The following is a 21,511-nucleotide window of genomic DNA, read 5'->3' on the forward strand; positions in this document are numbered from 1 at the left end:
GATACACCTCCAGCTCGCTGGCGCTCGCGGAGGCACTCGACCACCGGTAAGGCTCAGCCGATCTGCACCGTCACCGACGGGGTCTCGAGGTTCGCGTCCTTCTGGACGACGCGGAAGTCGCGCTCGCCGGTGCGCGACGTGTAGATCTCGGTGCGGTACTTGCCGCTGCCGTCGCGGACCTTGGTGGTGACGGGGAAGTCGTCCCAGTCCTCGCCCTTGTCCCGGACCTGGACCTGGAGCTCGACGCCGCGGTCGAGCGTCGGGAAGCGGCCCTCCAGCGCGAACCGCTGGCCGGGGGACACCTGGGTGTCGGAGATGACGAGCGTCGGGTCCGGCTCGGCCGTGGAGTCCGGCTCGGGCTCGGGAGTGGCGGTCTCCGTGGGCGTCGGGGTGGGGGCCGGGGTCGTGGGCTGCGCGATGGGCGGCAGGTCGGTGGACCCGAGGCCAGTGGCGCTCACCAGGGCGGCGCCGCCGAGGCCGAGCACGATGCCGACCGCGGCGCCCGTGACGGCGAACCAGCCGGCGAATCGGCGTAGCGCCCGGCGGCGCTCGGGATCGGCGCTGATCCGCTGGGTGGGCGTGGGCGTCGCGCCCGCGTCGGCGAATCCCGCCGCGACGGGCGCGGGAGCCGCGCTCCCGGCGTGGTGCACGACCGCGGAGATCGCGTCTCCCACCGTGTGGAGCTCGTTGACGGTGTCGTCCTCGAGGTACAGGTCGAAGCGCCGGCCGAGCTCGTCAGCGATCTCCACGACGGCCAGCGAGTCGACGCCCAGGGCTTTCAGGCGCGCCTGGTCCTCGACGTCCTCGGGGTCGCACCCGACGACCGACACGATGATGTCGGTCAGGACGGGGCGGACGTCGTCGGCGGAGGGCACCTGGTGATTCTACTGAGCGCCGGCGGGGACGGGCTCGGGATCGAGGTCGTCCTCGAGCCCGCGACGTCTGCGTCTGCCCCGGTTGCCGGTGGCCCAGGCGCCCAGTGAGACGGACATCCAGCCGATGACCGCGCCTGCGACGTCGTCGGCGATGTAGTGCCAGCCGAAGTAGATGGTGGCCGTCACGGTGATGCCGAGGAAGACCCACGCGAAGATCTGCAGGGCGGCGCGCTGACCCGTGCGGGACATGAACAGGGCGGCCGTCACGACCACGGAGACGTGCAGGGACGCGAAGCCCGCGATGCCGTAGATGGGGCCGTTCGCCGGGTCTGCTTTGGACTCCACCCCGTGCGAGAACAAGCTCTGCTGCAACGCCGTGACGCCGGTCTCCGGCAGGTCGGCGAAGGACTGCGGCTGCGCGAAGGCCGGGCCGAGCGTCGGCAGGGCGTAGTAGCTGATGACGCCGAGCACCCAGTTGAGGCTCACGGCCGTGGCGTACCAGGCCCCGACGGACAGGTTCCGGTCGAGGACGAGGACCGCACCGAGGGAGATCGGCACGAGGGTGAGGTAGCTGATGTAGGAGAACGCCAGGAAGTCCGCGACGATCCCGGTGCCGAGCAGGTCGTGCAGGAGGCTCGCCGGGTTGTGGCCGAACATCAGCCAGTGGTCGAGGCGCAGCAGGTCGACGTCGAACAGCACGTCCTTGCGGATGACCGGGAGGAAGCTCTTCAGGTTCCGGTAGCTGACGTAGCAGGCGTAGAAGCTCAGCAGGCCGGTCGCGATGTAGATGACCCGCTTCCAGGTCCACTCCTCGCGGACGATCTCCCGGATGCCGGGGAACATCCGACGGAGCCCGTACCGCTTGATCGCCGGAGGGATGATGCCCGCGGCGAAGAACAGCAGGCCGAGCGCGGGGAGGCGGACGTACGCCGGGCCGAGGAAGCCCTCGGGGTCGCGCAGCGGCAGGTCCAGGGTCTGCGAGTAGACGATCGCCGTGACCGAGATGGCGACGGACACGAACACCACGAAGGTGTAGGGCCATCGACGCATGACCCACATCCTAGGAGGTACGACTGAGGGTTCCCTGAACTGGTGAGACGCCGTGACGAACCTGACAGTGTCAGGCGTCGCCGCCCTCCTGCGCGATGCCCGCGGTGGCGGTGGGATCGTCGATCTTCAGGTCCGTGAACGCCTGGCGCACGACGGACGGCTCGACGTGCGAGTGCTGCGCGAGCGTCTGCAGCACCGCGACGACGATCGACTCCGCGTCGACCTGGAACGCGCGGCGGGCGGCCGCGCGCGTGTCGGCGAAGCCGAAGCCGTCGGTGCCGAGCGACTGCCACGGACCGGGAACCCAGCGAGCGATCTGGTCGGGCACGGCGCGCATGTAGTCGCTCACGGCGACGGTGGCGGCGCTGCGATCCATCAGGGCCGTGGTGATCCACGGGACCTGCGTGTACTCGCCCGGGTGGTTCAGGTTCCACCGCTCGGCGTTGACGGCGTCGCGGGCGATCTCGTTCCACGACGTCACCGACCACACGTCGGCAGCGACGTCGTAGTTCTCCGCCAGCATCTCCTGAGCCTTGAGCGCCCACGGCACCGCGACGCCGGACGCCATGATCCGGGCGTTGATCGTGCCACCGGTCGCCTTCCGGAACAGGTAGGCGCCCTTGAGCAGGCTCTCGACGTCGAGCTCGTCCGGCTCCACCGGCTGGCTGATCGGCTCGTTGTAGACGGTGAGGTAGTAGATGACGTCCTCGCCGTGCGGGTGCTCGTCGGACGAGCCGTACATGCGACGCAGGCCGTCCTTGACGATGTGGCTGATCTCGAAGCCGTAGGCCGGGTCGTAGTGGACGACCGCCGGGTTGGTCTGCGCGATCAGCGGCGAGTGTCCGTCGGCGTGCTGCAGACCCTCGCCGGTGAGCGTGGTGCGGCCGGCGGTGGCGCCGATGAGGAACCCGCGCGCGAGCTGGTCGGCCATCGCCCAGATCGAGTCGGCCGTCCGCTGGAAGCCGAACATCGAGTAGAAGAGGTAGACCGGGATCATCGGCTCGTCGTGGGTGGCGTACGCGCTGCCGGCAGCGATCGCCGACGCCATGGCGCCGGCCTCGCTGATGCCCTCGTGCAGCAGCTGGCCCTCCGTGGACTCCTTGTACGCCAGCAGCAGCTTGCGGTCGACCGAGTCGTACGTCTGGCCGTGCGGGCTGTAGATCTTCGCCGACGGGAACATCGAGTCCATGCCGAACGTGCGGTACTCGTCCGGCGCGATGGGCACGATGCGCGGGCCGACCTCCGGGTCCTTCATGAGGTCGCGGAGCAGGCGGACGAACGCCATCGTCGTGGCGATCTGCTGCTTGCCCGAGCCCTGCTTGAGGGCGGAGTACACGTCGTCTCCCGGCAGCTTCACCGGAGTCGGGTCGACCTTGCGCCGGGGGATCGATCCGCCGAGGGCGTCCCGGCGCGCCTTCATGTACTGGATCTCCTCGCTGTCGTTGCCCGGGTTGTAGAAGGGCGCGAGGTCGTCGCCGTCGATCTGCTCGTCGGAGATCGGGATGTACAGGCGGTCGCGGAAGCCCTTGAGGTCGTCCTTGGTGAGCTTCTTCATCTGGTGCGTGGCGTTGCGGCCCTGGAACGACTCCAGCAGCCAGCCCTTGATCGTGTGCGCGAGGATCACGGTCGGCTGGCCGGTGTGCTTCACGGCGGCGTCGAAGGCCGAGTAGACCTTCCGGTAGTCGTGGCCGCCGCGGGGGAGGCGCTCGATCTGCTCGTCGGTGAGGTGCTCGACCATCTTCGTGAGCCGCGGGTCCGGCCCGAAGAAGTGCTCGCGGTTGTAGGCGCCGGACTCCACGGACAGCGTCTGGAACTCGCCGTCGGGGGTGCGGTTCATCTGGTTGACGAGGACGCCGTCGGTGTCGCGGGCGAGCAGGTCGTCCCACTCGCGGCCCCAGACCACCTTGATGACGTTCCAGCCGGCGCCGCGGAAGAACGACTCCAGCTCCTGGATGATCTTGCCGTTGCCGCGGACGGGTCCGTCGAGCTGCTGCAGGTTGCAGTTGATGACGAACGTGAGGTTGTCGAGCTCCTCGCGCGCGGCCAGACCGATGGCGCCGAGCGACTCCGGCTCACCCATCTCGCCGTCGCCGAGGAACGCCCAGACGCGCTGCTCGCTGGTGTCCTTGATGCCACGGGCGTGGAGGTACCGGTTGAACCGCGCCTGGTAGATCGAGTTGATGGCGGCCAGGCCCATCGAGACCGTGGGGAACTCCCAGTAGTCGGGCATCAGCCGCGGGTGCGGGTACGACGACAGACCCTCGCCGGCACCGTGCGAGCGCTCCTGGCGGAACCGGTCGAGCTGCTGCTCGGTGAGGCGGCCCTCGAGGTACGAGCGGGCGTAGATGCCGGGAGCCGCGTGGCCCTGGAAGTAGATCTGGTCGCCACCGCCGGGGTGGCTCCGGCCGCGGAAGAAGTGGTTGAAGCCGACCTCGTACAGGCTGGCGGCCGACTGGTAGGTGGCGATGTGGCCGCCGACGCCCAGGCCGGGCCGGTTGGCGCGCGACACCATGACGGCGGCGTTCCACCGGATGAACGCCCGGATGCGGCGCTCGATGGCCTCGTTGCCGGGGAACCACGGCTCGCGCTCCGGGGGGATCGTGTTGATGAAGTCCGTGCTGCGGAGCGCCGGGACGCCGACGTTCTGCTCACGGGCCCGCTCGAGCAGCCTCAGCATCACGTAGCGCGCACGGGCTCGTCCGCGCTCGTCGACCATCTCGTCGAGCGAGCCGACCCATTCGGCCGTCTCCTCGGGATCGATGTCGGGGAGCTGCGTAGGCAGTCCCTCGTGGATGACTGATGGGCGATCGCCGCTCGAGCCTGTGGGCATGGTGACTCCTGACGCGTCTTGTGGACTCCTCCATACTTCCACGTGGCATTCGCTACTGTGAGACCGGCAACAGCGCAGCCGAGGCTACTTTTCGGTAGCCACGACACCACGAGGAGGACCGTTGGACGCCGGCCGGTTGGGCTTTCGCCCCGACACCGTCATCCAGGAGCTCGGCTGGGACGAGGACGTCGACGACGAGCTCCGCACGGCCATCGAGACCACCTGCGGGAACACCCTCGTCGACGGGGACGTCGGTGACGTCGTCGACGGCGTGATCCTCTGGTGGCGCGACGGCGACGGTGACCTCGTGGACGCGCTCGTCGACTCCCTGCAGGACCTCGCCGAGGGCGGGTCCGTGTGGCTGTTCACCCCGAAGGTGGGCCGCGACGGGTACGTCTCCGGCGCCGACATCGCCGAGGCCGCTCCGGTCGCCGGGCTGTCCACCACCACGACGTCGTCGGCGTCGGACGAGTGGTCGGCCACCAAGCTCACCGCTCATCGCCGATGACGGACGTCGGCGACGTCGCTCCGGACTTCACGCTCCGCAACCAGCACGGGCAGGACGTCACGCTCTCGTCGTTCCGCGGCGAGAAGATCGTGGTGCTGGTGTTCTTCCCGTTCGCGTTCAGTGGCATCTGCACCGGCGAGCTCTGCGAGATCCGCGACAACCTGTCCGGCTTCGAGGCCGACGGGGTCGAGGTCGTCGCCGTCTCGTGCGACCACATGTTCTCGAACCGGGCCTTCGCGGACCAGGAGGGTCTCACCTTCTCCGTGCTCAGCGACTTCTGGCCGCACGGCGAGGTGGCTCGCGCCTACGGCATCTTCAACGAGCAGGCCGGAGCCGCCGAGCGGGGCACGTACATCGTCGACCGGGACGGGATCGTGCGCTGGAAGGTTGCACACGGCATCGGTGAAGCCCGGGACTTTGTGGCGTACAGCACTGCCCTCGCGGAAATCGCCTGAACTCGGCTGAAGGTTTCTGCAAAATCACGCGACTGCCCCGGCGGATGCGCTTTGATAAGCCTGCCGCGACCGCCCGGGACCCGAGACCCTGGCGGTCGCGGTCTTTCTGCGTGGGGTTCCGGGCCGTGGGGCTGCGGTAGGGTTCCCTGGTTCCTGGGGCGAATAGCTCAGCTGGTCAGAGCATCCGGTTTACACCCGGAAGGTCGGCGGTTCGAACCCGTCTTCGCCCACCGCTGCAGACAAGAGGGGCGGCTGTCGCCTAGATTTGGTTGCCATGCGCATCGAATCTCGGGGGGTCCTGGCCGCGGTCCTGACGGTGTTCACCCTGGTGGGGGCGGGTCTCCTCGCCGTCGCCTCGCCCGCAGGAGCCGCCACCGCGAACATCTCGGCGGAGTGCACGCCCGACGGGAACAAGCTGACGGTCGAGCTGTCCGGCTACAACAGCGGGAACCCCAGCACGGTCGTGCTCTACATCAACGACTCGGTCTTCATCGCCGCGGGCTTCTTCGAGGGCTTCAGCGGGTCGTACTCCGCCGACCCGACCATCGACGTCACGTGGAAGGTGCAGGTCACCTCGTCGGACGACCCCGACGGCACCACGGGTGCCACGTTCACCAAGACCATCTCGGTGGATGCGTGCGTCTCCTCCGTGACGCCCCAGGACCCGACCGTGACCCAGGCGCAGTGTTCCGGGCCCGGTGAGCACTCGGACCCGGTCGTGACCTTCGCGACCGGCCCCGACCACGTCACCTACGACTACGACGACGCGACGCATCTGGTCACCGCGACGGCCGTCGCCACGAGCGACATGACGTACCGCTTCGACACCGTCCCCGCGGGGTGGACCAAGGTCGACGACACGCACGCGACGTTCGAGGTCACGCTGACCGACCCGGGCACGTGCATCGTGGAGGTGACACCGACGCCTCCGACCGTCGTCCCGGCGCAGACCTGTGGCGACGACGTGCTCAACGTCCCGGCCGACACCGCTGGGATCACGTACACCCGGGCCGACGACGGGTCGTCGGTGACGGCGACCGCCGGGACGGGATACGAGCTTCCGGGCGGCGCCAGGAGCCAGACTTGGACGAACCGCGTCGACTACGAGTACGACACCGTCGCCAACGGCGGCGCCGAGGCGTGTCCCGACCCGCCGGGGGACCCCGACGACCCCGGAGTGTCCGACAGCAGCGGGCCGGCGGCCGACATCTCCGACAGCAGCGGGGTTCTGCCGGACACCGGCTCGTCGATGACGCCCGTCGTTCTCGGGATTGCTCTCGCGCTGCTGGTCGGGGGTTGCCTCGTCGTCCGTCGACGCCTGACCTGAGTACGGTCGGGCCATGCTCCTCGAGCGGCTCGGCGTCGACGTCCCCGTCGTCCAGGCGGGCATGGGTGGCGGTGTCGTCGGACCGGAGCTGGCCGCGGCCGTCTCGGAGGCCGGCGGACTCGGCACCCTGGCGACGACCGCACCGGAGGTGCTCGAGCGTGGCCTCGCCGAAGTCCGGCGGCTGACGAGGCGACCGATCGCGGTCAATCTTCTGCTGCCGTTCGCGCGGCGGGCCCACTGGCGGGCCGCAAGCGGTGCCGACCTGGTCGTCACGTTCTGGGGCCGGCCACGTCGTCGCACCGACGGGCCGTGGATGCACCAGTGCGGGAGCGTCGACGAGGCACGGGCGGCCCACGCGGCGGGCGCCGACGGGGTCATGGTGCAGGGGGTGGAGGCCGGCGGGCACGTCCGCGGGGCGACCCCGGCGCTCGAGCTGTTCGACCAGGTCCGGGCAGCATTGCCCGACGGCTACCCGCTGTTCCTCGCCGGCGGGATCGCGGACCGCGCCGACGTGCAGGGCGCACTCGAGGCCGGAGCAGTGGCGGCGGTGCTCGGGACGCGCTTCCTGATGTCGGAGGAGTCGGCGGCCCACGAGGGGTACAAGGGGCGGCTGGTCGACGGCAGCACGACGATCCTCACGGACCTCTTCGGGCTCGGGTGGCCGAACGCCACCCACCGGGTGCTGCCGAACGACGCCACGGCCCACTGGCTCGAGCGGCGGGGCGACGACCGCGTGCCCGGCTGGGTCAGCGGCGTGCAGGCGTCGGTGGTGCCGGTCCGGCGCCACGTGCCGTTCGCGGTCCAGGCCTCCCTCGCGCACCGTGTCTCCGCCAGGTCGCCCCTGCTCAGCCCACGTCCGCCGGTGGCCGGTTCTCCGGAGCGCATGCTGCGCACCGGCGCCCTCTACGCGGGCGAGACCGTCGCCCGGATCCGTGACCTCGTCCCAGCAGGCGACCTGGTCCGCGCCCTGACCCCGTAGGCGTTGTGGACGGCGCGACGCGGATGTCCGCACCCGCTGACACGATGAGGCGATGAGCATCCCCGCCACCGAGTCCGACACCGCCACGCGAGCGCTGGAGGTCCTGCGCCGCCTGACGGCGAGGGACGACGCCACCTTCCACGAGGGGCAGCTGGAGGCGATCAGCGCCCTGGTCGACGAGCACCGGCGCGCCCTCGTGGTGCAGCGGACCGGCTGGGGGAAGTCGGCGGTGTACTTCATCGCCACGTCCTTGCTGCGGGCGCAGGGGGCCGGGCCCACGTTGCTGGTCTCGCCGCTGATCGCCCTCATGCGCGACCAGGTGGCGGCGGCGGAGCGGGCCGGGGTGCGGGCGGTGGCCATCAACTCCGCCAACGCGCACGAGTGGGACGACGTCCGGGCGCGCCTGGCCGCCGACGACGTCGACGTCCTGCTCGTCTCGCCCGAGCGGCTCACCAACCCGCGGTTCCGCGAGGAGCAGCTGCCCGAGCTGCGACAGCGCACCGGCCTGCTCGTCGTCGACGAGGCGCACTGCATCTCCGACTGGGGCCACGACTTCCGCCCCGACTACCGGCGGCTCGCCGACCTCGTCGACTCGATGCCCGAGGGCGTCCCGGTGCTGGCCACCACCGCCACCGCCAACGCCCGGGTGGTCACCGACGTCGCGGAGCAGCTCGGCGGCGACGTGCTGACCCTGCGCGGCTCGCTGGCGCGCACGTCGCTGCGCCTCGGCTGCCTCACGCTGCCCACGTCGCGCGAGCGGCTCGGGTGGCTGCTCGACCACCTGACCGACCTCCCCGGCAGCGGGATCATCTACACGCTCACCGTCTCGGCGGCCGAGGACACCGCGCGCCTGCTCGCCGAGGCTGGTCACGCGGTGAGCGCGTACACCGGACGCACCGACCCGGACGAGCGCGTCCGCCTCGAGGAGGCGCTCAAGACCAACGAGCTGAAGGCCCTCGTCGCCACCAGTGCGCTCGGCATGGGGTTCGACAAGCCCGACCTCGGCTTCGTCGTCCACCTCGGCGCCCCGTCGTCGCCGGTGGCGTACTACCAGCAGGTCGGCCGTGCGGGCCGCGCCACCGAGTCCGCCGACGTCCTCCTGCTGCCCGGTCACGAGGACGCGGACATCTGGCACTACTTCGCCACAGCCTCCATGCCCAGCCCGTCCAAGGCGGCGGCTGTGCTCGGGGCCCTCGGCACCGAGCCGCTGTCGACCACGGCACTCGAGACCCGCGTCGACATCCGGCGCACGCCGCTCGAGCTGCTGCTCAAGGTGCTCGACGTGGACGGCTCGGTGCGTCGCGTCCAGGGTGGATGGGTGGCCACGGGTCAGCCGTGGGAGTACGACGAGGAGCGGTACGAGCGCATCGCCGCGGCCCGGGAGGCGGAGCAGGAGGCGATGCTCGCCTACGAACGCGGCGGGACGTGCCGGATGGAGCTCCTGCAGCGCCAGCTCGACGACCCCACGGCCGAGCCGTGCGGACGGTGCGACGTCTGCGCCGGTCCCTGGTACCCGACCGAGGCCCGGGCCGACTCGGTCGCGGCCGCGACGGGAGCCCTCGACCGGGTCGGCGTCCCCGTCGAGCCGCGGGCCCAGTGGCCGCAAGGTGCCGACCGGCTGGGCGTCGACGTCCGCGGCAAGATCCCGCCGGGGGAGCGCCCGGAGACCGGGCGAGTAGTGGCCCGGCTCACCGACCTCGGCTGGGGCGGACCGCTGCGCGAGCTGTTCGCGCCCGGCGTTCCCGACGGTCCGGTCAGCGACGAGCTCCTGACGGCCAGCGCCCGGTCGCTGCGCGACTGGCCGTGGGCGGAGCGCCCGGTCGGTGTGGTCGTCATGCCGTCGGTCTCCAGGCCGCAGCTGGTGACGTCGCTGGCCGAGGGCATCGCCCGGCTCGGTCGGCTGCCGCTGCTGGGGCGGCTCGACCTCGCCGACGGCGCGCCGGACCAGACGTCGGGCGGCAACAGCGCCTACCGACTCGCCGGCGTGTGGGGCCGGTTCGCCGTGGGCCCGGAGCTGGCCGCATCAGTGGCTGAGACCACCGGGCCGCTGCTGCTCGTCGACGACCTCGTCGACTCGCGCTGGACGCTCACGGTCGCGGCGCGCGAGCTGAGGCTAGCCGGCGCCGATGCCGTGCTGCCGTTCGCCCTCGCAGCGGTCGGCTGACTACGCTCGGCCCATGTCAACCCTGCGCGACGTCGTGGCCGTGCTCGACGCCCTCTACGACCCGCGGTGGGCGCACGAGTGGGACGCCGTCGGCACGGTCGTGGGCGACCCGGACGCCGAGGTCCGCAAGGTCCTGTTCGCCGTCGACCCCGTGCAGGCGGTGGTCGACGAGGCCGTCGCCTGGGGCGCCGACCTCCTGGTCACCCACCACCCGTTGTTCTTGAAGGGCGTCACGTCGGTGGCGGCCACCACGCCCAAGGGCCGGGTGGTCCACACCCTCGCCGCCCACGGCGTCGCGCTGCACACCTGCCACACGAACGCCGACAGCCCGCCGCTCGGGGTGTCGGAGTCCATGGCGCTGGCGCTCGGCTTGGTCGACGTGCGGCCGCTGGACGCCGACCCCGACGCCACCGACAGCTGGACCGTCTACGTCCCGGCCGACGCCGCGAGCGACGTGGCCGAGGCGATGTGGGCGGCCGGTGCCGGCGACATCGGCGACTACGATCGCGCGGCGTTCATGACCCCGGGCACCGGCCGGTTCCGGCCGCTGGAGGGCGCTGACCCGGCGATCGGCTCGGTCGGCTCGGACGAGGCCGTCGACGAGATGATGCTGCGCCTGGTCGCGCCCCGGCCGCTCCGGGAGACCATCCGCGCAGCCATGCGCGAGGCGCATCCGTACGAGGAGGTGGCGCACGAGGTCGTGGAGATGGCCGCCGACGTCGTCGACCGGGGGAGCGGCCGACTCGGGACGCTGCCCGAGCCGATGTCGCTCGCCGCGTTCGCGGAGCACGTCGCCGAGAGCCTGCCCGCCCATGCCAGCGCCACGCGTGTGGCTGGCGACCTCGACGCCGTCGTCCGCACCGTCGCCCTGTGCGGCGGGTCCGGCGACTTCCTGCTGGGCGCGGCCGACGCCGCGGGCGCCGACGTCTACGTGACCTCCGACCTGCGCCACCACCCGGTGAGCGAGCACCGGGAGCGGCCGGGCTCTTGCGCCGTCGTCGACGTGCCGCACTGGGCGGCGGAGTGGACCTGGCTGCCGGTCGCCGCGCGGGCGCTGGCCGAGCGCTGTGACGATACGGTGGAGACGAGAGTCTCCACGACCGTCACCGACCCGTGGACCCATGTCGTCCCGCCGAGGAGCCCACGCTGAACGCCGACCCGATCGCCCAGCAGACCCTGCTCGACCTGCAGGCCCACGACTCGACGCTCGCCCAGCTCGCGCACCGGCGGTCCTCGCTGCCGGAGCTGGCTCGCATCGAGGAGCTCACGGCCCAGGCGTCCGAGCTCGACGGCCGGCGGATCGAGGTCGAGACCGAGGTCAGCGACCTCACGCGGGCGCAGTCGAAGGCCGATGCCGAGGTCGAGCAGGTGAAGGCCCGGCGCACTCGCGACGAGGAACGGATGAGCTCTGGAGCCATCACGAACCCGAAGGACCTGGAGTCCCTGCAGCACGAGCTGGGCGCCCTGGAGCGCCGGATCTCGACGCTCGAGGACGAGGAGCTCGAGGTGATGGAACAGCTCGAGAACGCGCAGACGCGGCTGACGGCGATCACGGCCGACCTGGACGCGGTCCGCGTCGATCTCGAGCAGGTCATCGCCGCCCGCGACGCCGCGGTCGAGGCGATCGACGCCGAGGCCGCCACTGTCAGCCGGGAGCGCGAGGAGATCGCCGGCCAGGTGCCGGACGACCTGCTCGAGCTGTACGCCAAGGTGCGCGACCAGTACGGCGGACTCGCGGCCGCCGCCCTGCGGTCCCGACGCTGCGAGGGCTGCCGCCTCGAGCTCAACGGCGCCGACCTCCGCGAGATCGCCACGAAGCCCGAGAACGAGGTGCTCCGCTGCCCCGAGTGCAGCCGGATCCTGGTCCGCACCGCCGAGTCGGGGCTGTGACGGACCAGCCGCGTCGCGTCGTCATCGAGGCGGACGGCGGATCACGGGGGAACCCGGGCCCTGCTGCGTACGGCGCCCTCGTGCGTGACGCCGACACCGGCCAGGTGCTCGCCCAGCGCGGCGAGACCATCGGCATCGCCACCAACAACGTCGCGGAGTACCGCGGCCTCATCGCCGGGCTGGAGATGGCCGCCGAGGTCGCGCCCGGCGTCGAGATCGAGGTCCGCATGGACTCCAAGCTCGTCGTCGAGCAGATGGCCGGCCGCTGGAAGATCAAGCACGCCGACATGAAGCCGCTGGCGATGCAGGCGCAGCGCCTGGTCTCGGTGCCGATCACCTGGACCTGGGTCCCGCGGGCGGAGAACAAGGCCGCCGACACGCTCGTGAACCAGGCCCTTGATGGCAAGACCGTGGCGGCAGGGGTGCCGGGCCCTGGGCGGCGAGATGACACAGCAGCCGAGCGCATCGGCCGCACGTGGCGGAGCCGGGGGCAGCAGACGCCCACCACCGTGATGCTGCTGCGGCACGGGGTCACCGAGCACACCGTGAGCAAGCTGTTCAGCGGCCACGGGGGCGCCGACCCCGGCCTCACCGACCTGGGTCGCGAGCAGGCCGCCCGCGCCGCTGCGCACATCGCCCGCCGCGGTCCGATCGACGCGATCCTCTCCTCGCCGATGCAGCGGACCCGCGAGACGGCCGCCGTGGTCGCCGACCAGCTGGGTCTGGACGTGGGGATCGAGCCGCGCTTCACCGAGATGGCCTTCGGCGACTGGGACGGCTACGGCTTCGGCGAGGTCCTGGAGCGCTGGCCCGACCAGATGAGCCGGTGGCTGGAGTCGCCGTCCGTGGCGCCGCCGGGCGGCGAGTCGATGGACTCGGTCTACGAGCGCGTCCGCGAGGCCCGCGACGACCTGCTGCGCGAGCACGAGGGGAAAACGGTCGTCGTGGTCAGCCACGTGACGCCGATCAAGATGATGGTCCGCCTCGCCCTCGACGCGTCCGTGGACGTCATCCACCGCTTCGAGCTGTCACCGGCGTCCATCACCACGGTGCAGTGGTGGCCGGACGGCCACCCGGTGATCCAGGAGTTCTCGGTCGTTCCTGACTAGAGCTCGCTGACGACGACGTCCAGGCGGCGCCCGTCGCGCTCGACCGTCCAGCCGAGGTCGCCGAGCGCCTCGCGCAGCTCGTCGATGGACCGGGCCCGGACGTCCTGCTCGAGGAGGGCTCGCACGACGCGGCCCTTGGTGGCCTTGTTGAAGTGGCTGACGACGCTGCGCTTTCCGTCGCGCTCGTGCAGCACCCGCACCGTGGCCGTGCGCTCGGCCAGCGCACCGGCGGGCTTGTGCAGGTTGACGTACGTGCCGGACCGCAGGTCGACGAGCAGCCCGTGGCCGACCAGGCCGTCGAGGACCGGGCCGAGCTTCGGGCGCCAGAGCCCGGCCACCGGGCCGAGGCGGGGGAGCGTGACGGTGCCGGACAACCGGTACGCCGGGATGGCGTCGCTCGGGCGCACCAGACCGAACAGCGCGCTGGCGATCGCCACGGTCTCGTCGGCACGCCGCCGCACCGCGCGGGAGAGGGTCGACGGGTCCCACGCCTCGAAGAGGACGCCGGTGTAGACCTCGTCGGCGCGGGCCGCGGGCTGCTCGAGCAGTGCGGCGTTGCGCTCGACGGCGTCGGCCTGCGTCGGGCCGAGGCCGAGCCGCTTCATCGCCCGGGTCGCGTTGCCCTGGCACACGGCGACGAGGGAGCGCAGCACGCGTTCGCGGGTCGGGTTCAGCGCCGGCAGGTCGAGGGCGTCGAGCCGGAGCGGTTCCCCTGTCGCCGGTGAGGTCTTGCCCTCCGACGGCGGCAGCAGGATCAGCACGCGGCGAGACTACCGACGGTCAGCGGACGAGCGAGGTCCAGGCCCAGAGCACCGAGGTGCACAGCACGACGAGGACCGGCGTGGTGGCCAGGCCGACGGCGTGGAACGTGCGCCACGAGACCGTGGCGCGCATGCCCGACCGGTGCCACAGCAGGTTCGCCAGCGACCCGATGCCGGTGAGGTTGGCGCCGACGTTGACGCCGACGAGCAGCGCGAGTGCCGCGACCGGGCCCGCGGCGACCGCGGCGGGCCCGAGCAGGAGCGTCGCCGGCAGGTTGTTGACGGCGTTCGCCACCACCATGGCGATCAGGGCGATGCCGACGAGCGCGCCCCAGGAGTCGCCGGCCGGCAGGAGGTCGCCCACCCAGTCGCCCGCTCTGGTGTCGCCCAACCACACCACCACGGCGCACCAGATCAGGACGAGGGCCGCGAGCTTGAGGTTGGCGGCCTCGAGGAGGTCCGGCCAGGTGGTGGTCCGGCGGGAGAGCGCGTAGCCGCCGACGAGGACGGCGCCGGCGGCGGCCGGGACCCAGGGCGTCGCGCCCGTGGCCAGGCCGAGCAGGACGACGAGCACGACGGCGCTCGGGAACAGCGGCACCGCGATGCTGGTGGCCGGCTCGATCGCCGCGGTGTCGTCGAGGTCGCGGCGGAACCAGAGGCGCAGCACCAGGTACTCTGCCGCCACGCCGACCAGCCAGACCGGGAGCATGAGCCAGGCGAACTCCACGAAGCCGAGGCCCGTGCCCGCGAACACCAGCAGGTTCGTCAGGTTGGAGACCGGCAGCAGGGTCGACCCGGTGTTGGCGAGCCTGACCGCCGCCAGCGCCGTCGGCCGGCGCGCACCGCGGGCGGCGACGAGCAGGACCGGGGCGAGGAGCACGACGGTGGCGTCGAGGCTCAGCACGGTGGTGACGGCCGCCGCCAGCGCGATCGCGAGCGCGAGCCGGCGCGGCGCCGAGTGCGACGACCGAGCGGCGACAGCGGCTCCCCAGGCCCGGAACACGCCCTCGTCGTCGCAGGCGCGGGCCAGCACCATGATCGCGACGAGGAAGCCGACGACCTCCGTCAGGGAGATCAGGTCGTGGCTCATCCGGCGAACCTATCTATCCAATGAGCAGAACCACACCGACGGCCGCGAACAGGCCGGCCGAGACGAGGTGCACGATCCGCAGCGGCACGACCCGCAGCAGGGCGCGACCCACGAGCACGGCGAGCACGATCGACGCGGCCATGGCCAGCGTGGCACCGGCCCAGACCGCCGGCCATGAGTACTGCGTCGACAACGTCATGGTGGTGACCATCGTCTTGTCGCCGAGCTCGGAGAGGGCGAACGCGATCGCCACGACCAGCACGGCCCGGCCGCCCTTGGCCACCGGCCGCGCCTCGTCCTCGTCGATCTGGCCCTCGCGCAGCGCCAGCAGCGCGAACAGCAGGAAGACGATGCCCGACGCGATCCGCACGCCGTCGCGGGGGAGGGCGTCGCCGATCACGTCGCCGGCGAGCGCGGACGCGAGGTCGAGCACGGCCGACGCCGCGACGGCACCGATCACGACGGTGCGCGCCCGGTAGCGGGTCGCGAACGTCATGCACATCAGCTGGCTCTTGTCGCCGAGCTCGGCGATGAAGATCACGGCGGCGCTCAGCAGGACGGCGCTCATGCGAAAGGCTCCTCGTCACCCGGACGAAGAGCCTGTGGGGAGACCTCGACCGGGATGTGTGGTGGACACATCGGTCGAAAGTCTCGTCCGCCAGAGGTTCCTGGCCTGCTGCACCGGAGCCCGGGGGCTCAGTATGTCGACGCAGCCGTTGGGGACTACTCCCTTTCGTCGGTCCAGCCTACCGGACGGCGCCACGCCCTACACTGGTCGGGCGAATGAGTCGGCCGGGCGGCCGCGGCAGGTGACTGTCGAGGAAAGTCCGGACTCCACCGAGCACGGTGGTGGCCAACAGCCACCCACGGCGACGTGCGGGACAGTGCCACAGAGAACAGACCGCCAGCGGCCCCCAGCTCTCGAGCCGGGGGTGCGGGTAAGGGTGAAACGGTGAGGTAAGAGCTCACCAGCACGCCGGGTGACCGGTGTGGCTCGGTAAACCCCACCGGGAGCAAGACCAAGAGGGCCTCGTCCGCGGGGCCTGCGCTGACGGGCTGCTCGTCCGATGTCAGCGGGTAGGTCGCACCGAGGCGTCCAGCAATGGGCGTCCCAGATGGATGGCCGCCCCTCACCCCAGGTGAGGACAGAATCCGGCTTACAGGCCGGCTCATTCGCCCCACGCCTCGTCCCACCGTCTCGGCGCGTTCTGCTGCAAAATCCACCCTGATCAGTGCGATTGGCGACACGATGGACCCGTGACTCCCCCGGACACGAGATACATCGATCGTGAGGGTGCGGGTCTCGCTTACCAGGTGTTCGGGACCGGGCCCGGAGACTTCGTGTACTACGGCAGCGAGATCATGCACCTGGACCTGTTGTGGGCTGACCCCCACACCGAGGCGAACCTGGGCGCGGTGGCGCGCAACGGCCGCCTCGCCCTCTTCCAGCGTCGCGGCCTGGGCCTGTCCGATCGCGTCGACTACGTGCCGACGATCGAGCAGCAGGCCGACGACATCATCGCGGTCATGGACGCGGCCGGGATGCGCCGCGCCGTGATCGGCGCTCCGGGCAGTGCCTGCGGGCCGGCGGCGATGGTGGCCGCGCGTTATCCCGAGCGGGTGACCGGCCTGTGCCTGTGGCTGCCGTTCCCGCAGCCGATCGACGGGTCCTGCGACGACCCGTGGGCCGACCAGGCCGAGATCGAGCACATGGCGGACGTGGTCGACCGCGTCGTCGCCAACTGGGGACGCGGCCGGACCATGGACATGTGGAACGCGGAGATGCGCTCCGCGAACAACCGCCGGCTCATGGGCATGCTGGAGCGCAGCTCGATGTCCCCGGCCGAGGCGCGAGCACACTGGGAGTGGTCCGCGGGGCTCGACTACACGCACCTCCTGCCCTCCATCGCGGCGCCCACCCGGGTCCTGATCCAGGACCAGGGCGTGAGCCCGCTGTCCTGGGCCGAGCGCATGGTCGCGGAGATGCCGAACGCCAGCCTGCACGTCATGCCGGTCCCGGCGCCCGGGTCGTCGATCGGGGAGGCGTACTACCCGGTCGTCATGCACCTCCTCGAGCTCGGCCTGGGTCCCAAGAAGGTCGCCGAGGACAGCCGGTTCTTCGGCACGGTCCTCTTCACCGACGTCGTGTCGTCGACGCAGCTCCTGACGGAGATCGGCGACGAGGAGTACCAGCGCGTGCGGACGGCCCACGAGCACGCCGTGCGGGCGGCCGTGGCCGAGGCTGACGGGCAGGTCGTGAACATCAGCGGCGACGGGACGTTCAGCCTGCTCGACATGCCGAGCACCGCGGTCCGCTGCGCCGAGCGCATCGTGCGCGAGGCGAGCGCCGCGGGACTCCGGGTGCGCTGTGGCGTGCACGCGGGCGAGCTGCAGCGTGAGGTCGCGAACGCGACCGGTCTCAACGTGCACGTCGGCGCCCGCGTCATGGCGGCCGCGGGTCCGGGGGAGGTGTACGTCTCGCGCACGGTCCGCGACCTGGTGGTGGGGTCGGGCCTGCAGTTCGAGTCGATCGGCACCAAGCGGCTCGAGGGACTCCCGGACGTGTGGGACCTGTACCGCTTCGACCACGCGAGCAGCCCCAGCGTCATCCCGCCGACCGAGTCGCTCCAGACGCCGATGGACAAGGTCGCCGTGCACGCGGCGCGCCGCGCGCCTCGCCTGATGCGCGCGATGGCCAAGCTGGCGAACGCCACCGACCGGGGCGTCCGCGTCCCATGACGTCGGGCAGGAAGGGGCTCACCCGCTTCGTCGAGGTGACTCCCGAGGGTCGCCGGACGCTGCACGTCGGGTCGGGGGAGCCGCTGGTCCTCCTTCACATGGGCGCCAATCCGTGGAGCAAGTGGCAGCACGTGCTTCCGCACCTGGACGGGTTCGAGATCCTGGCGCCGACCCTGGCCGGCTGGGACGGCGGGAACCCGCTGCCCGGCCCCATCGTGCTCGACGACCTCACGCGTGGTGTCGTCGAGGAGATGGACCGGGTCGGGCTCGAGTCCGCTCACGTCGTCGGGTGCTCCCTGGGCGGTCTGGCGGCGCTCGGGGTCGCCCGGGCGGGGAGGGCGCGCAGCGTGCTCGCCATCTGCCCTGCCGGGGGGTCGAACCAGGAGCAGACCCAGCGGCTGGTGAAGCACTTCGAGATGCTCAACGACCTGTCGTGGCTCCAGCGACTGCTCGTCCCGGTCGCGCTCTCGATCCCGCGCCTCAGACGTGTCGCACTGCGCGCCGTGCTCGAGCACGGCGACCGGATCTCGGCCCGCGAGGCCATCGCCCTCCGGCGCAACAGTGCGAACGGCGACTGGGACAACCTGCTCCCTGGCTTCTCGGCCTTCCGGCTCGAGCCGACGCCCGCGGTGACGGTCCCGTTCATGCTGGCGTGGGGCGAGCTGGACCGGTTCACGCCGAAGGTGAACGAGGAGCCGCTCTGGCGCCAGGCCGTGCCGCACGCGGAGTCCCACGTCCTGTCAGGCGTCGGGCACATCCCGATGCTCGACGACCCAGACCAGACTGCGCGACTCATGCGCAGCTGGCTGGATCGTCGGGCGTCGCGGCCGGCGGCCGCGTCCGGTCAGGACCAGACGCGGACGTAGTCGACCTGGGTCTGCTGCGGCAGCGGCGTCGTCGCCGGGTCGAACGGGTTCTGGCCCATGCCGAGCGTCTGCGTCAGGTTCGTGACGAACGGCTGGTCGAACGGAGCGGACCCGGTCAACGGCGCGGCGGCGCTGATCTTGTGGTCGATGCACTCCTGGCCGTCGATCGAGATCACGATGTCCGTCGGCGTCCACACCAGCGTGTACGTGTGGAACTGCCACGGCTGCCAGATCAGGCAGCGGTAGTCGGTGTGCGACTTGTCCTCGGTGTCGGCCCGGTTGTAGTGGATCACCGGGATCGCCCGGTCCGTGTACTTCGAGTAGTACTCGGCGATGTCGATCTCGCCCGATGCCGGCCAGTCACCGTACGTGTGCTTGCTCGGGTACAGCCAGAGCGCGCTCTGCGTGCCGGTCGTGGCCTGCGCGTTGCCGAACTTGGCCCGGATCTCCCAGCGCCCGTAGGTCTGCTCGAACGCTCCACGCGTGGTCACCGAGCCGGAGATGTACTGCGTGACGTAGTTGCCGCCGCGCGGGTTCTTGCACAGGATCGGCCAGGGGTACTGCCGCGACGTCAGCTTCAGCGTGCCGGCGTTGACTGCGATCGTGTTCGGGTTGTCGACCCAGCAGTCGGTGCCGCCGCCGCTGAGACCCCCGACCCCCGTCTCCTGGGGGGTCCATTTGGTCCGGTCGAGCGCGTTGCCGTCGAACTCGTCGGCGAACGTGCAGACCCACGGTGTCCCGTCGTCCTTGAGGACGGTGGCGCCGCAGGACGGACCGTCGGCCGCGGCGGGTGCGGTGGTGGTGAATGTCGTCAAGGCCGCTACCAGGGCAGACGCCAGTAGCAGCGCACTCGTGCGCTTCATCGTTGCTCCCTCTTGTCGCTGTCGCGACGTCGCCGCTTCACCCCCGGACCGACTCCCATTCGGTCCGGACGACGACGTTGCAGGCCCCAACGATGGCAGAAGCCGGGGGTCACCCGTCAGCAGCGCAGGTCAGGACCAGACGTGCACCCAGTCGACCTCGGTGGTCAGCGGGAGCGGGGTCACGGACGCGTTGAACGCGTTCTGGCCGACCCCCAGGGACTGCGTGAGGTAGGTGACGAACGGCTGGTCGAACGGCGCGGCGCCGGTCAGCGGGTCGGCCGCGTCGATCGTGTGGTCGACGCAGGTGGCGCCGTCGATGGAGATCGTGATCTTCCGTGTCGTCCAGACCAGCGTGTACGTGTGGAACCGCGACGGGTCCGCGACCATGCAGCGCGTGTTCGTGTAGCTGCCGTCGTCCACGGCCTCCTCGTAGTGGATGAACGGGATCACCCGGTCCGGGTAGGTCGTGTAGAACTCGGCGATGTCGATCTCGCCCGAGCGGGGCCACGCTCCGTAGGTGGCGTACTTCGGGTACAGCCAGAGGGCGGAGTGCGAGCCGGTGACCGTGGCGTTCGGGAACTTCGCCCGGATCTCCCAGCGGCCGTAGGTCTGGTCGAACGTCCCGCGCGTCGTCACCGAGCCCGACGTGTACTGCGTGGTGTAGGCGCCGAACAGCGGGCTCGGGCACGTGAACGGGGCGGCCTCGCGGCGTGACGTCAGGCGCAGCGTGCCGTTCGCGACCGCGACGTTGTTCGGGCTGTCGACCCAGCAGTCACCCGCGAGGCTGGGCGCGCCGGACGCGGTGGTCTGCGGCACCCACCGGCGGGAGTCCAGGCTCGAGCCGTCGAACTCGTCGGCGAACGTGCACGTCCACGGCTTGCCTGTGTCCTTCGCGACCTTGGCCCCGCAGCTCGGCGCCTTCGGTGCCGGATCGGGCTTGGCCGGCTTGCCGGCCTCGGCTGCCTGCATGGTGGACAGGCTCGTGACCAGCACCGTCGCCAGCACGAGCGCAGCAGTGCGCTTCATGAGTCTCCCTCTTCCCCTGGTTGCCAGCCATGATGGCGGAGGGAGGGGTCAGGTCACGACCAGACGTGGACGTAGTCGACCTCGGTGCGCACCGGGAGCGGGGTGGCGTACCGGCCGACGTCGCGGAACCGGTTCCGGCCGACGCCCAGGGACTGCGTGAGGTACGTGGCGAACGGCTGGTCGAACGGCGCCGTGCTCGAGTGCGGCCGGCGCGAGCGGATCGAGTGATCGACGCAGAGCTCCTTGTCGATCCAGATCCGGATCCGGCCCGGCGTCCACTCGGCGGTGTAGACGTGCCAGTTCCACGCGTCGGCCACCATGCACTTCTTGTTCGTGCGGCTGCGGTTGGCGCGGCCCACGGCGTTGTAGTGGATGACGGGGATCACCCGGTCGGGGGCGCGGGTGTAGTACTCGGCGATGTCGATCTCGCCCGACTGCGGCCACTCTCCGTAGGCCTGGTCGCGTGGGAACAGCCACAGGGCGCTGTGCGAGCCCGTGACGTCGGCGTTCGGGAACTTCGCCCGGATCTGCCACCGGCCGTAGGTCTGGGCGAACTTGCCCCAGGTGGTGACCGACCCGGAGGTGTACTTGGTCGTGTAGTGCCCGCGGGGAGCCTTGCAGACGATCGGCTTGGACTCCTCGCGCGACGTGAGCCGCAGCGTGCCGTTGGCGACGGCGACGTTGTTCGGGCTGCTCACCCAGCAGTCGGCCTTGTTGCCGCTGTGACCGCTCACGGAGGTCTGCTGGACCGACCACTTGGTGCCGTCCAGCTTCGTGCCACTGAACTCGTCGGCGAACCGGCAGGTCCACGCCTTGCCGCTGGACTTGAGCACCTTGGCACCACAGCTGGGAGCCGCCGGCTTCGTCTTGGTGGCCGCCGTGCCGGGCGCCTGGATGGCGATGGAACCGACCGCCACCACCAGCGCAGCAAGAAGGAGCATCCGCACGTGATGCTTCATGAACAGACGCTCCTTGTTCA

The 21,511-nt window shown here is 71.1% G+C and carries 19 protein-coding genes, 1 tRNA gene and 1 other RNA gene; 12 read left to right on the plus strand and 9 right to left on the minus strand.

Annotated features, from left to right (window positions below; all coding sequences use genetic code 11):
• Nucleotides 1-53 precede the first annotated feature (53 nt).
• The 3 genes from FHP06_RS00300 to aceE form a co-directional block, all read right to left on the minus strand.
• The gene (locus FHP06_RS00300; protein WP_147682689.1) at nucleotides 54-875 is read right to left on the minus strand and encodes an acyl carrier protein; all 822 of its coding nucleotides are present in this window, start codon (nucleotides 873-875) and stop codon (nucleotides 54-56) included.
• Between the two features lie 9 nt (nucleotides 876-884).
• A complete protein-coding gene (locus FHP06_RS00305; protein ID WP_147682691.1) occupies nucleotides 885-1,925 on the minus strand; it encodes a phosphatase PAP2 family protein in 1,041 nt (346 codons plus the stop codon).
• 70 nt (nucleotides 1,926-1,995) lie between these two features.
• Nucleotides 1,996-4,755: a pyruvate dehydrogenase (acetyl-transferring), homodimeric type gene (gene aceE / locus FHP06_RS00310; RefSeq protein ID WP_147682693.1), complete on the minus strand. Its 2,760-nt coding sequence runs from the start codon at nucleotides 4,753-4,755 to the stop codon at nucleotides 1,996-1,998.
• Between the two features lie 121 nt (nucleotides 4,756-4,876).
• Here aceE and FHP06_RS00315 point away from each other — a divergent pair, with 121 nt between their 5' ends.
• The 9 genes from FHP06_RS00315 (at nucleotide 4,877) to FHP06_RS15820 (ending at nucleotide 13,187) form a co-directional block, all read left to right on the plus strand.
• Nucleotides 4,877-5,263 carry a DUF3052 domain-containing protein gene (locus FHP06_RS00315; protein ID WP_147682694.1) on the plus strand — a complete coding sequence of 129 codons (387 nt, stop codon included), beginning with the start codon at nucleotides 4,877-4,879 and terminating at the stop codon, nucleotides 5,261-5,263.
• Nucleotides 5,260-5,718, plus strand: a complete 459-nt coding sequence (locus FHP06_RS00320; protein WP_147682696.1) for a peroxiredoxin — start codon at nucleotides 5,260-5,262, stop codon at nucleotides 5,716-5,718. The genes FHP06_RS00315 and FHP06_RS00320 overlap by 4 nt, the downstream gene beginning before the upstream one ends.
• 156 nt (nucleotides 5,719-5,874) lie before the next feature.
• Nucleotides 5,875-5,948 (plus strand) — tRNA-Val (locus tag FHP06_RS00325).
• 44 nt (nucleotides 5,949-5,992) lie between these two features.
• Nucleotides 5,993-7,045, plus strand: a complete 1,053-nt coding sequence (locus tag FHP06_RS00330) for an LPXTG cell wall anchor domain-containing protein (protein ID WP_147682698.1) — start codon at nucleotides 5,993-5,995, stop codon at nucleotides 7,043-7,045.
• A gap of 13 nt (nucleotides 7,046-7,058) precedes the next feature.
• Nucleotides 7,059-8,024 carry an NAD(P)H-dependent flavin oxidoreductase gene (locus tag FHP06_RS00335; RefSeq protein WP_147682699.1) on the plus strand — a complete coding sequence of 322 codons (966 nt, stop codon included), beginning with the start codon at nucleotides 7,059-7,061 and terminating at the stop codon, nucleotides 8,022-8,024.
• Between the two features lie 52 nt (nucleotides 8,025-8,076).
• A complete protein-coding gene (locus FHP06_RS00340; protein ID WP_147682702.1) occupies nucleotides 8,077-10,188 on the plus strand; it encodes a RecQ family ATP-dependent DNA helicase in 2,112 nt (703 codons plus the stop codon).
• Between the two features lie 13 nt (nucleotides 10,189-10,201).
• Entirely contained in the window at nucleotides 10,202-11,338 is a 1,137-nt protein-coding gene (locus FHP06_RS00345) for a Nif3-like dinuclear metal center hexameric protein (RefSeq protein ID WP_147682704.1), read from the plus strand.
• Complete coding sequence (locus FHP06_RS15815; protein ID WP_230973354.1) at nucleotides 11,302-12,078, plus strand: zinc ribbon domain-containing protein; 777 nt, start codon at nucleotides 11,302-11,304, stop codon at nucleotides 12,076-12,078. The genes FHP06_RS00345 and FHP06_RS15815 overlap by 37 nt, the downstream gene beginning before the upstream one ends.
• A complete protein-coding gene (locus FHP06_RS15820; protein ID WP_187271723.1) occupies nucleotides 12,075-13,187 on the plus strand; it encodes a bifunctional RNase H/acid phosphatase in 1,113 nt (370 codons plus the stop codon). Before FHP06_RS15815 ends, FHP06_RS15820 begins: the two co-directional genes overlap by 4 nt.
• Here FHP06_RS15820 and FHP06_RS00355 read toward each other — a convergent pair.
• Genes FHP06_RS00355 through FHP06_RS00365 form a run of 3 tightly spaced genes read right to left on the minus strand, consistent with a single transcriptional unit; the run spans nucleotide 13,184 to nucleotide 15,606 of the window.
• A complete protein-coding gene (locus FHP06_RS00355; RefSeq protein ID WP_147682706.1) occupies nucleotides 13,184-13,948 on the minus strand; it encodes a YaaA family protein in 765 nt (254 codons plus the stop codon). The genes FHP06_RS15820 and FHP06_RS00355 overlap by 4 nt on opposite strands.
• Nucleotides 13,949-13,967: 19 nt before the next feature.
• Nucleotides 13,968-15,038, minus strand: a complete 1,071-nt coding sequence (locus tag FHP06_RS00360) for an SLC13 family permease (protein WP_147682708.1) — start codon at nucleotides 15,036-15,038, stop codon at nucleotides 13,968-13,970.
• Nucleotides 15,039-15,051: 13 nt separating this feature from the next.
• Entirely contained in the window at nucleotides 15,052-15,606 is a 555-nt protein-coding gene (locus tag FHP06_RS00365) for a TMEM165/GDT1 family protein (protein ID WP_147682710.1), read from the minus strand.
• A gap of 216 nt (nucleotides 15,607-15,822) precedes the next feature.
• Between FHP06_RS00365 and rnpB the strand changes: the two genes are divergently transcribed.
• From rnpB to FHP06_RS00380, 3 genes are all read left to right on the plus strand, one after another.
• Nucleotides 15,823-16,214, plus strand: an RNA gene (rnpB, locus tag FHP06_RS00370) — RNase P RNA component class A.
• A gap of 81 nt (nucleotides 16,215-16,295) precedes the next feature.
• Nucleotides 16,296-17,777: an adenylate/guanylate cyclase domain-containing protein gene (locus FHP06_RS00375; RefSeq protein ID WP_147682712.1), complete on the plus strand. Its 1,482-nt coding sequence runs from the start codon at nucleotides 16,296-16,298 to the stop codon at nucleotides 17,775-17,777.
• On the plus strand, nucleotides 17,774-18,643 hold the full coding sequence (locus FHP06_RS00380) for an alpha/beta fold hydrolase (RefSeq protein WP_147682714.1): 870 nt from the start codon (nucleotides 17,774-17,776) through the stop codon (nucleotides 18,641-18,643). The genes FHP06_RS00375 and FHP06_RS00380 overlap by 4 nt, the downstream gene beginning before the upstream one ends.
• On the opposite strand, the gene FHP06_RS00385 is transcribed toward FHP06_RS00380, so the two are convergent.
• The 3 genes from FHP06_RS00385 to FHP06_RS00395 all read right to left on the minus strand — a co-directional run bounded on the left by FHP06_RS00385 (nucleotide 18,622) and on the right by FHP06_RS00395 (nucleotide 21,491).
• A complete protein-coding gene (locus FHP06_RS00385) occupies nucleotides 18,622-19,506 on the minus strand; it encodes a glycoside hydrolase family 16 protein (protein WP_147682716.1) in 885 nt (294 codons plus the stop codon). The two genes, FHP06_RS00380 and FHP06_RS00385, sit on opposite strands and share 22 nt — an antisense overlap.
• A 129-nt stretch (nucleotides 19,507-19,635) precedes the next feature.
• Entirely contained in the window at nucleotides 19,636-20,532 is an 897-nt protein-coding gene (locus tag FHP06_RS00390; protein WP_147682718.1) for a glycoside hydrolase family 16 protein, read from the minus strand.
• Nucleotides 20,533-20,585: 53 nt separating this feature from the next.
• Nucleotides 20,586-21,491 carry a glycoside hydrolase family 16 protein gene (locus FHP06_RS00395; protein WP_147682720.1) on the minus strand — a complete coding sequence of 302 codons (906 nt, stop codon included), beginning with the start codon at nucleotides 21,489-21,491 and terminating at the stop codon, nucleotides 20,586-20,588.
• Nucleotides 21,492-21,511: the final 20 nt, after the last annotated feature.

The organism is Aeromicrobium terrae (assembly GCF_008039565.1).
Taxonomy (GTDB): Bacteria; Actinomycetota; Actinomycetes; order Propionibacteriales; family Nocardioidaceae; genus Aeromicrobium; species Aeromicrobium terrae.

Coding starts and splice junctions, on each gene's coding strand:
- FHP06_RS00305 (WP_147682691.1), bottom strand. CDS start 1,925: ATGCGTCGATGGCCCTACACCTTCGTGGTGTTCGTGTCCGTCGCCATC.
- FHP06_RS00380 (WP_147682714.1), top strand. CDS start 17,774: ATGACGTCGGGCAGGAAGGGGCTCACCCGCTTCGTCGAGGTGACTCCC.
- FHP06_RS00345 (WP_147682704.1), top strand. CDS start 10,202: ATGTCAACCCTGCGCGACGTCGTGGCCGTGCTCGACGCCCTCTACGAC.
- FHP06_RS00385 (WP_147682716.1), bottom strand. CDS start 19,506: ATGAAGCGCACGAGTGCGCTGCTACTGGCGTCTGCCCTGGTAGCGGCC.
- FHP06_RS00320 (WP_147682696.1), top strand. CDS start 5,260: ATGACGGACGTCGGCGACGTCGCTCCGGACTTCACGCTCCGCAACCAG.
- FHP06_RS00360 (WP_147682708.1), bottom strand. CDS start 15,038: ATGAGCCACGACCTGATCTCCCTGACGGAGGTCGTCGGCTTCCTCGTC.
- FHP06_RS00365 (WP_147682710.1), bottom strand. CDS start 15,606: ATGAGCGCCGTCCTGCTGAGCGCCGCCGTGATCTTCATCGCCGAGCTC.
- aceE (WP_147682693.1), bottom strand. CDS start 4,755: ATGCCCACAGGCTCGAGCGGCGATCGCCCATCAGTCATCCACGAGGGA.
- FHP06_RS00390 (WP_147682718.1), bottom strand. CDS start 20,532: ATGAAGCGCACTGCTGCGCTCGTGCTGGCGACGGTGCTGGTCACGAGC.
- FHP06_RS00395 (WP_147682720.1), bottom strand. CDS start 21,491: ATGAAGCATCACGTGCGGATGCTCCTTCTTGCTGCGCTGGTGGTGGCG.
- FHP06_RS00335 (WP_147682699.1), top strand. CDS start 7,059: ATGCTCCTCGAGCGGCTCGGCGTCGACGTCCCCGTCGTCCAGGCGGGC.
- FHP06_RS00330 (WP_147682698.1), top strand. CDS start 5,993: ATGCGCATCGAATCTCGGGGGGTCCTGGCCGCGGTCCTGACGGTGTTC.
- FHP06_RS00340 (WP_147682702.1), top strand. CDS start 8,077: ATGAGCATCCCCGCCACCGAGTCCGACACCGCCACGCGAGCGCTGGAG.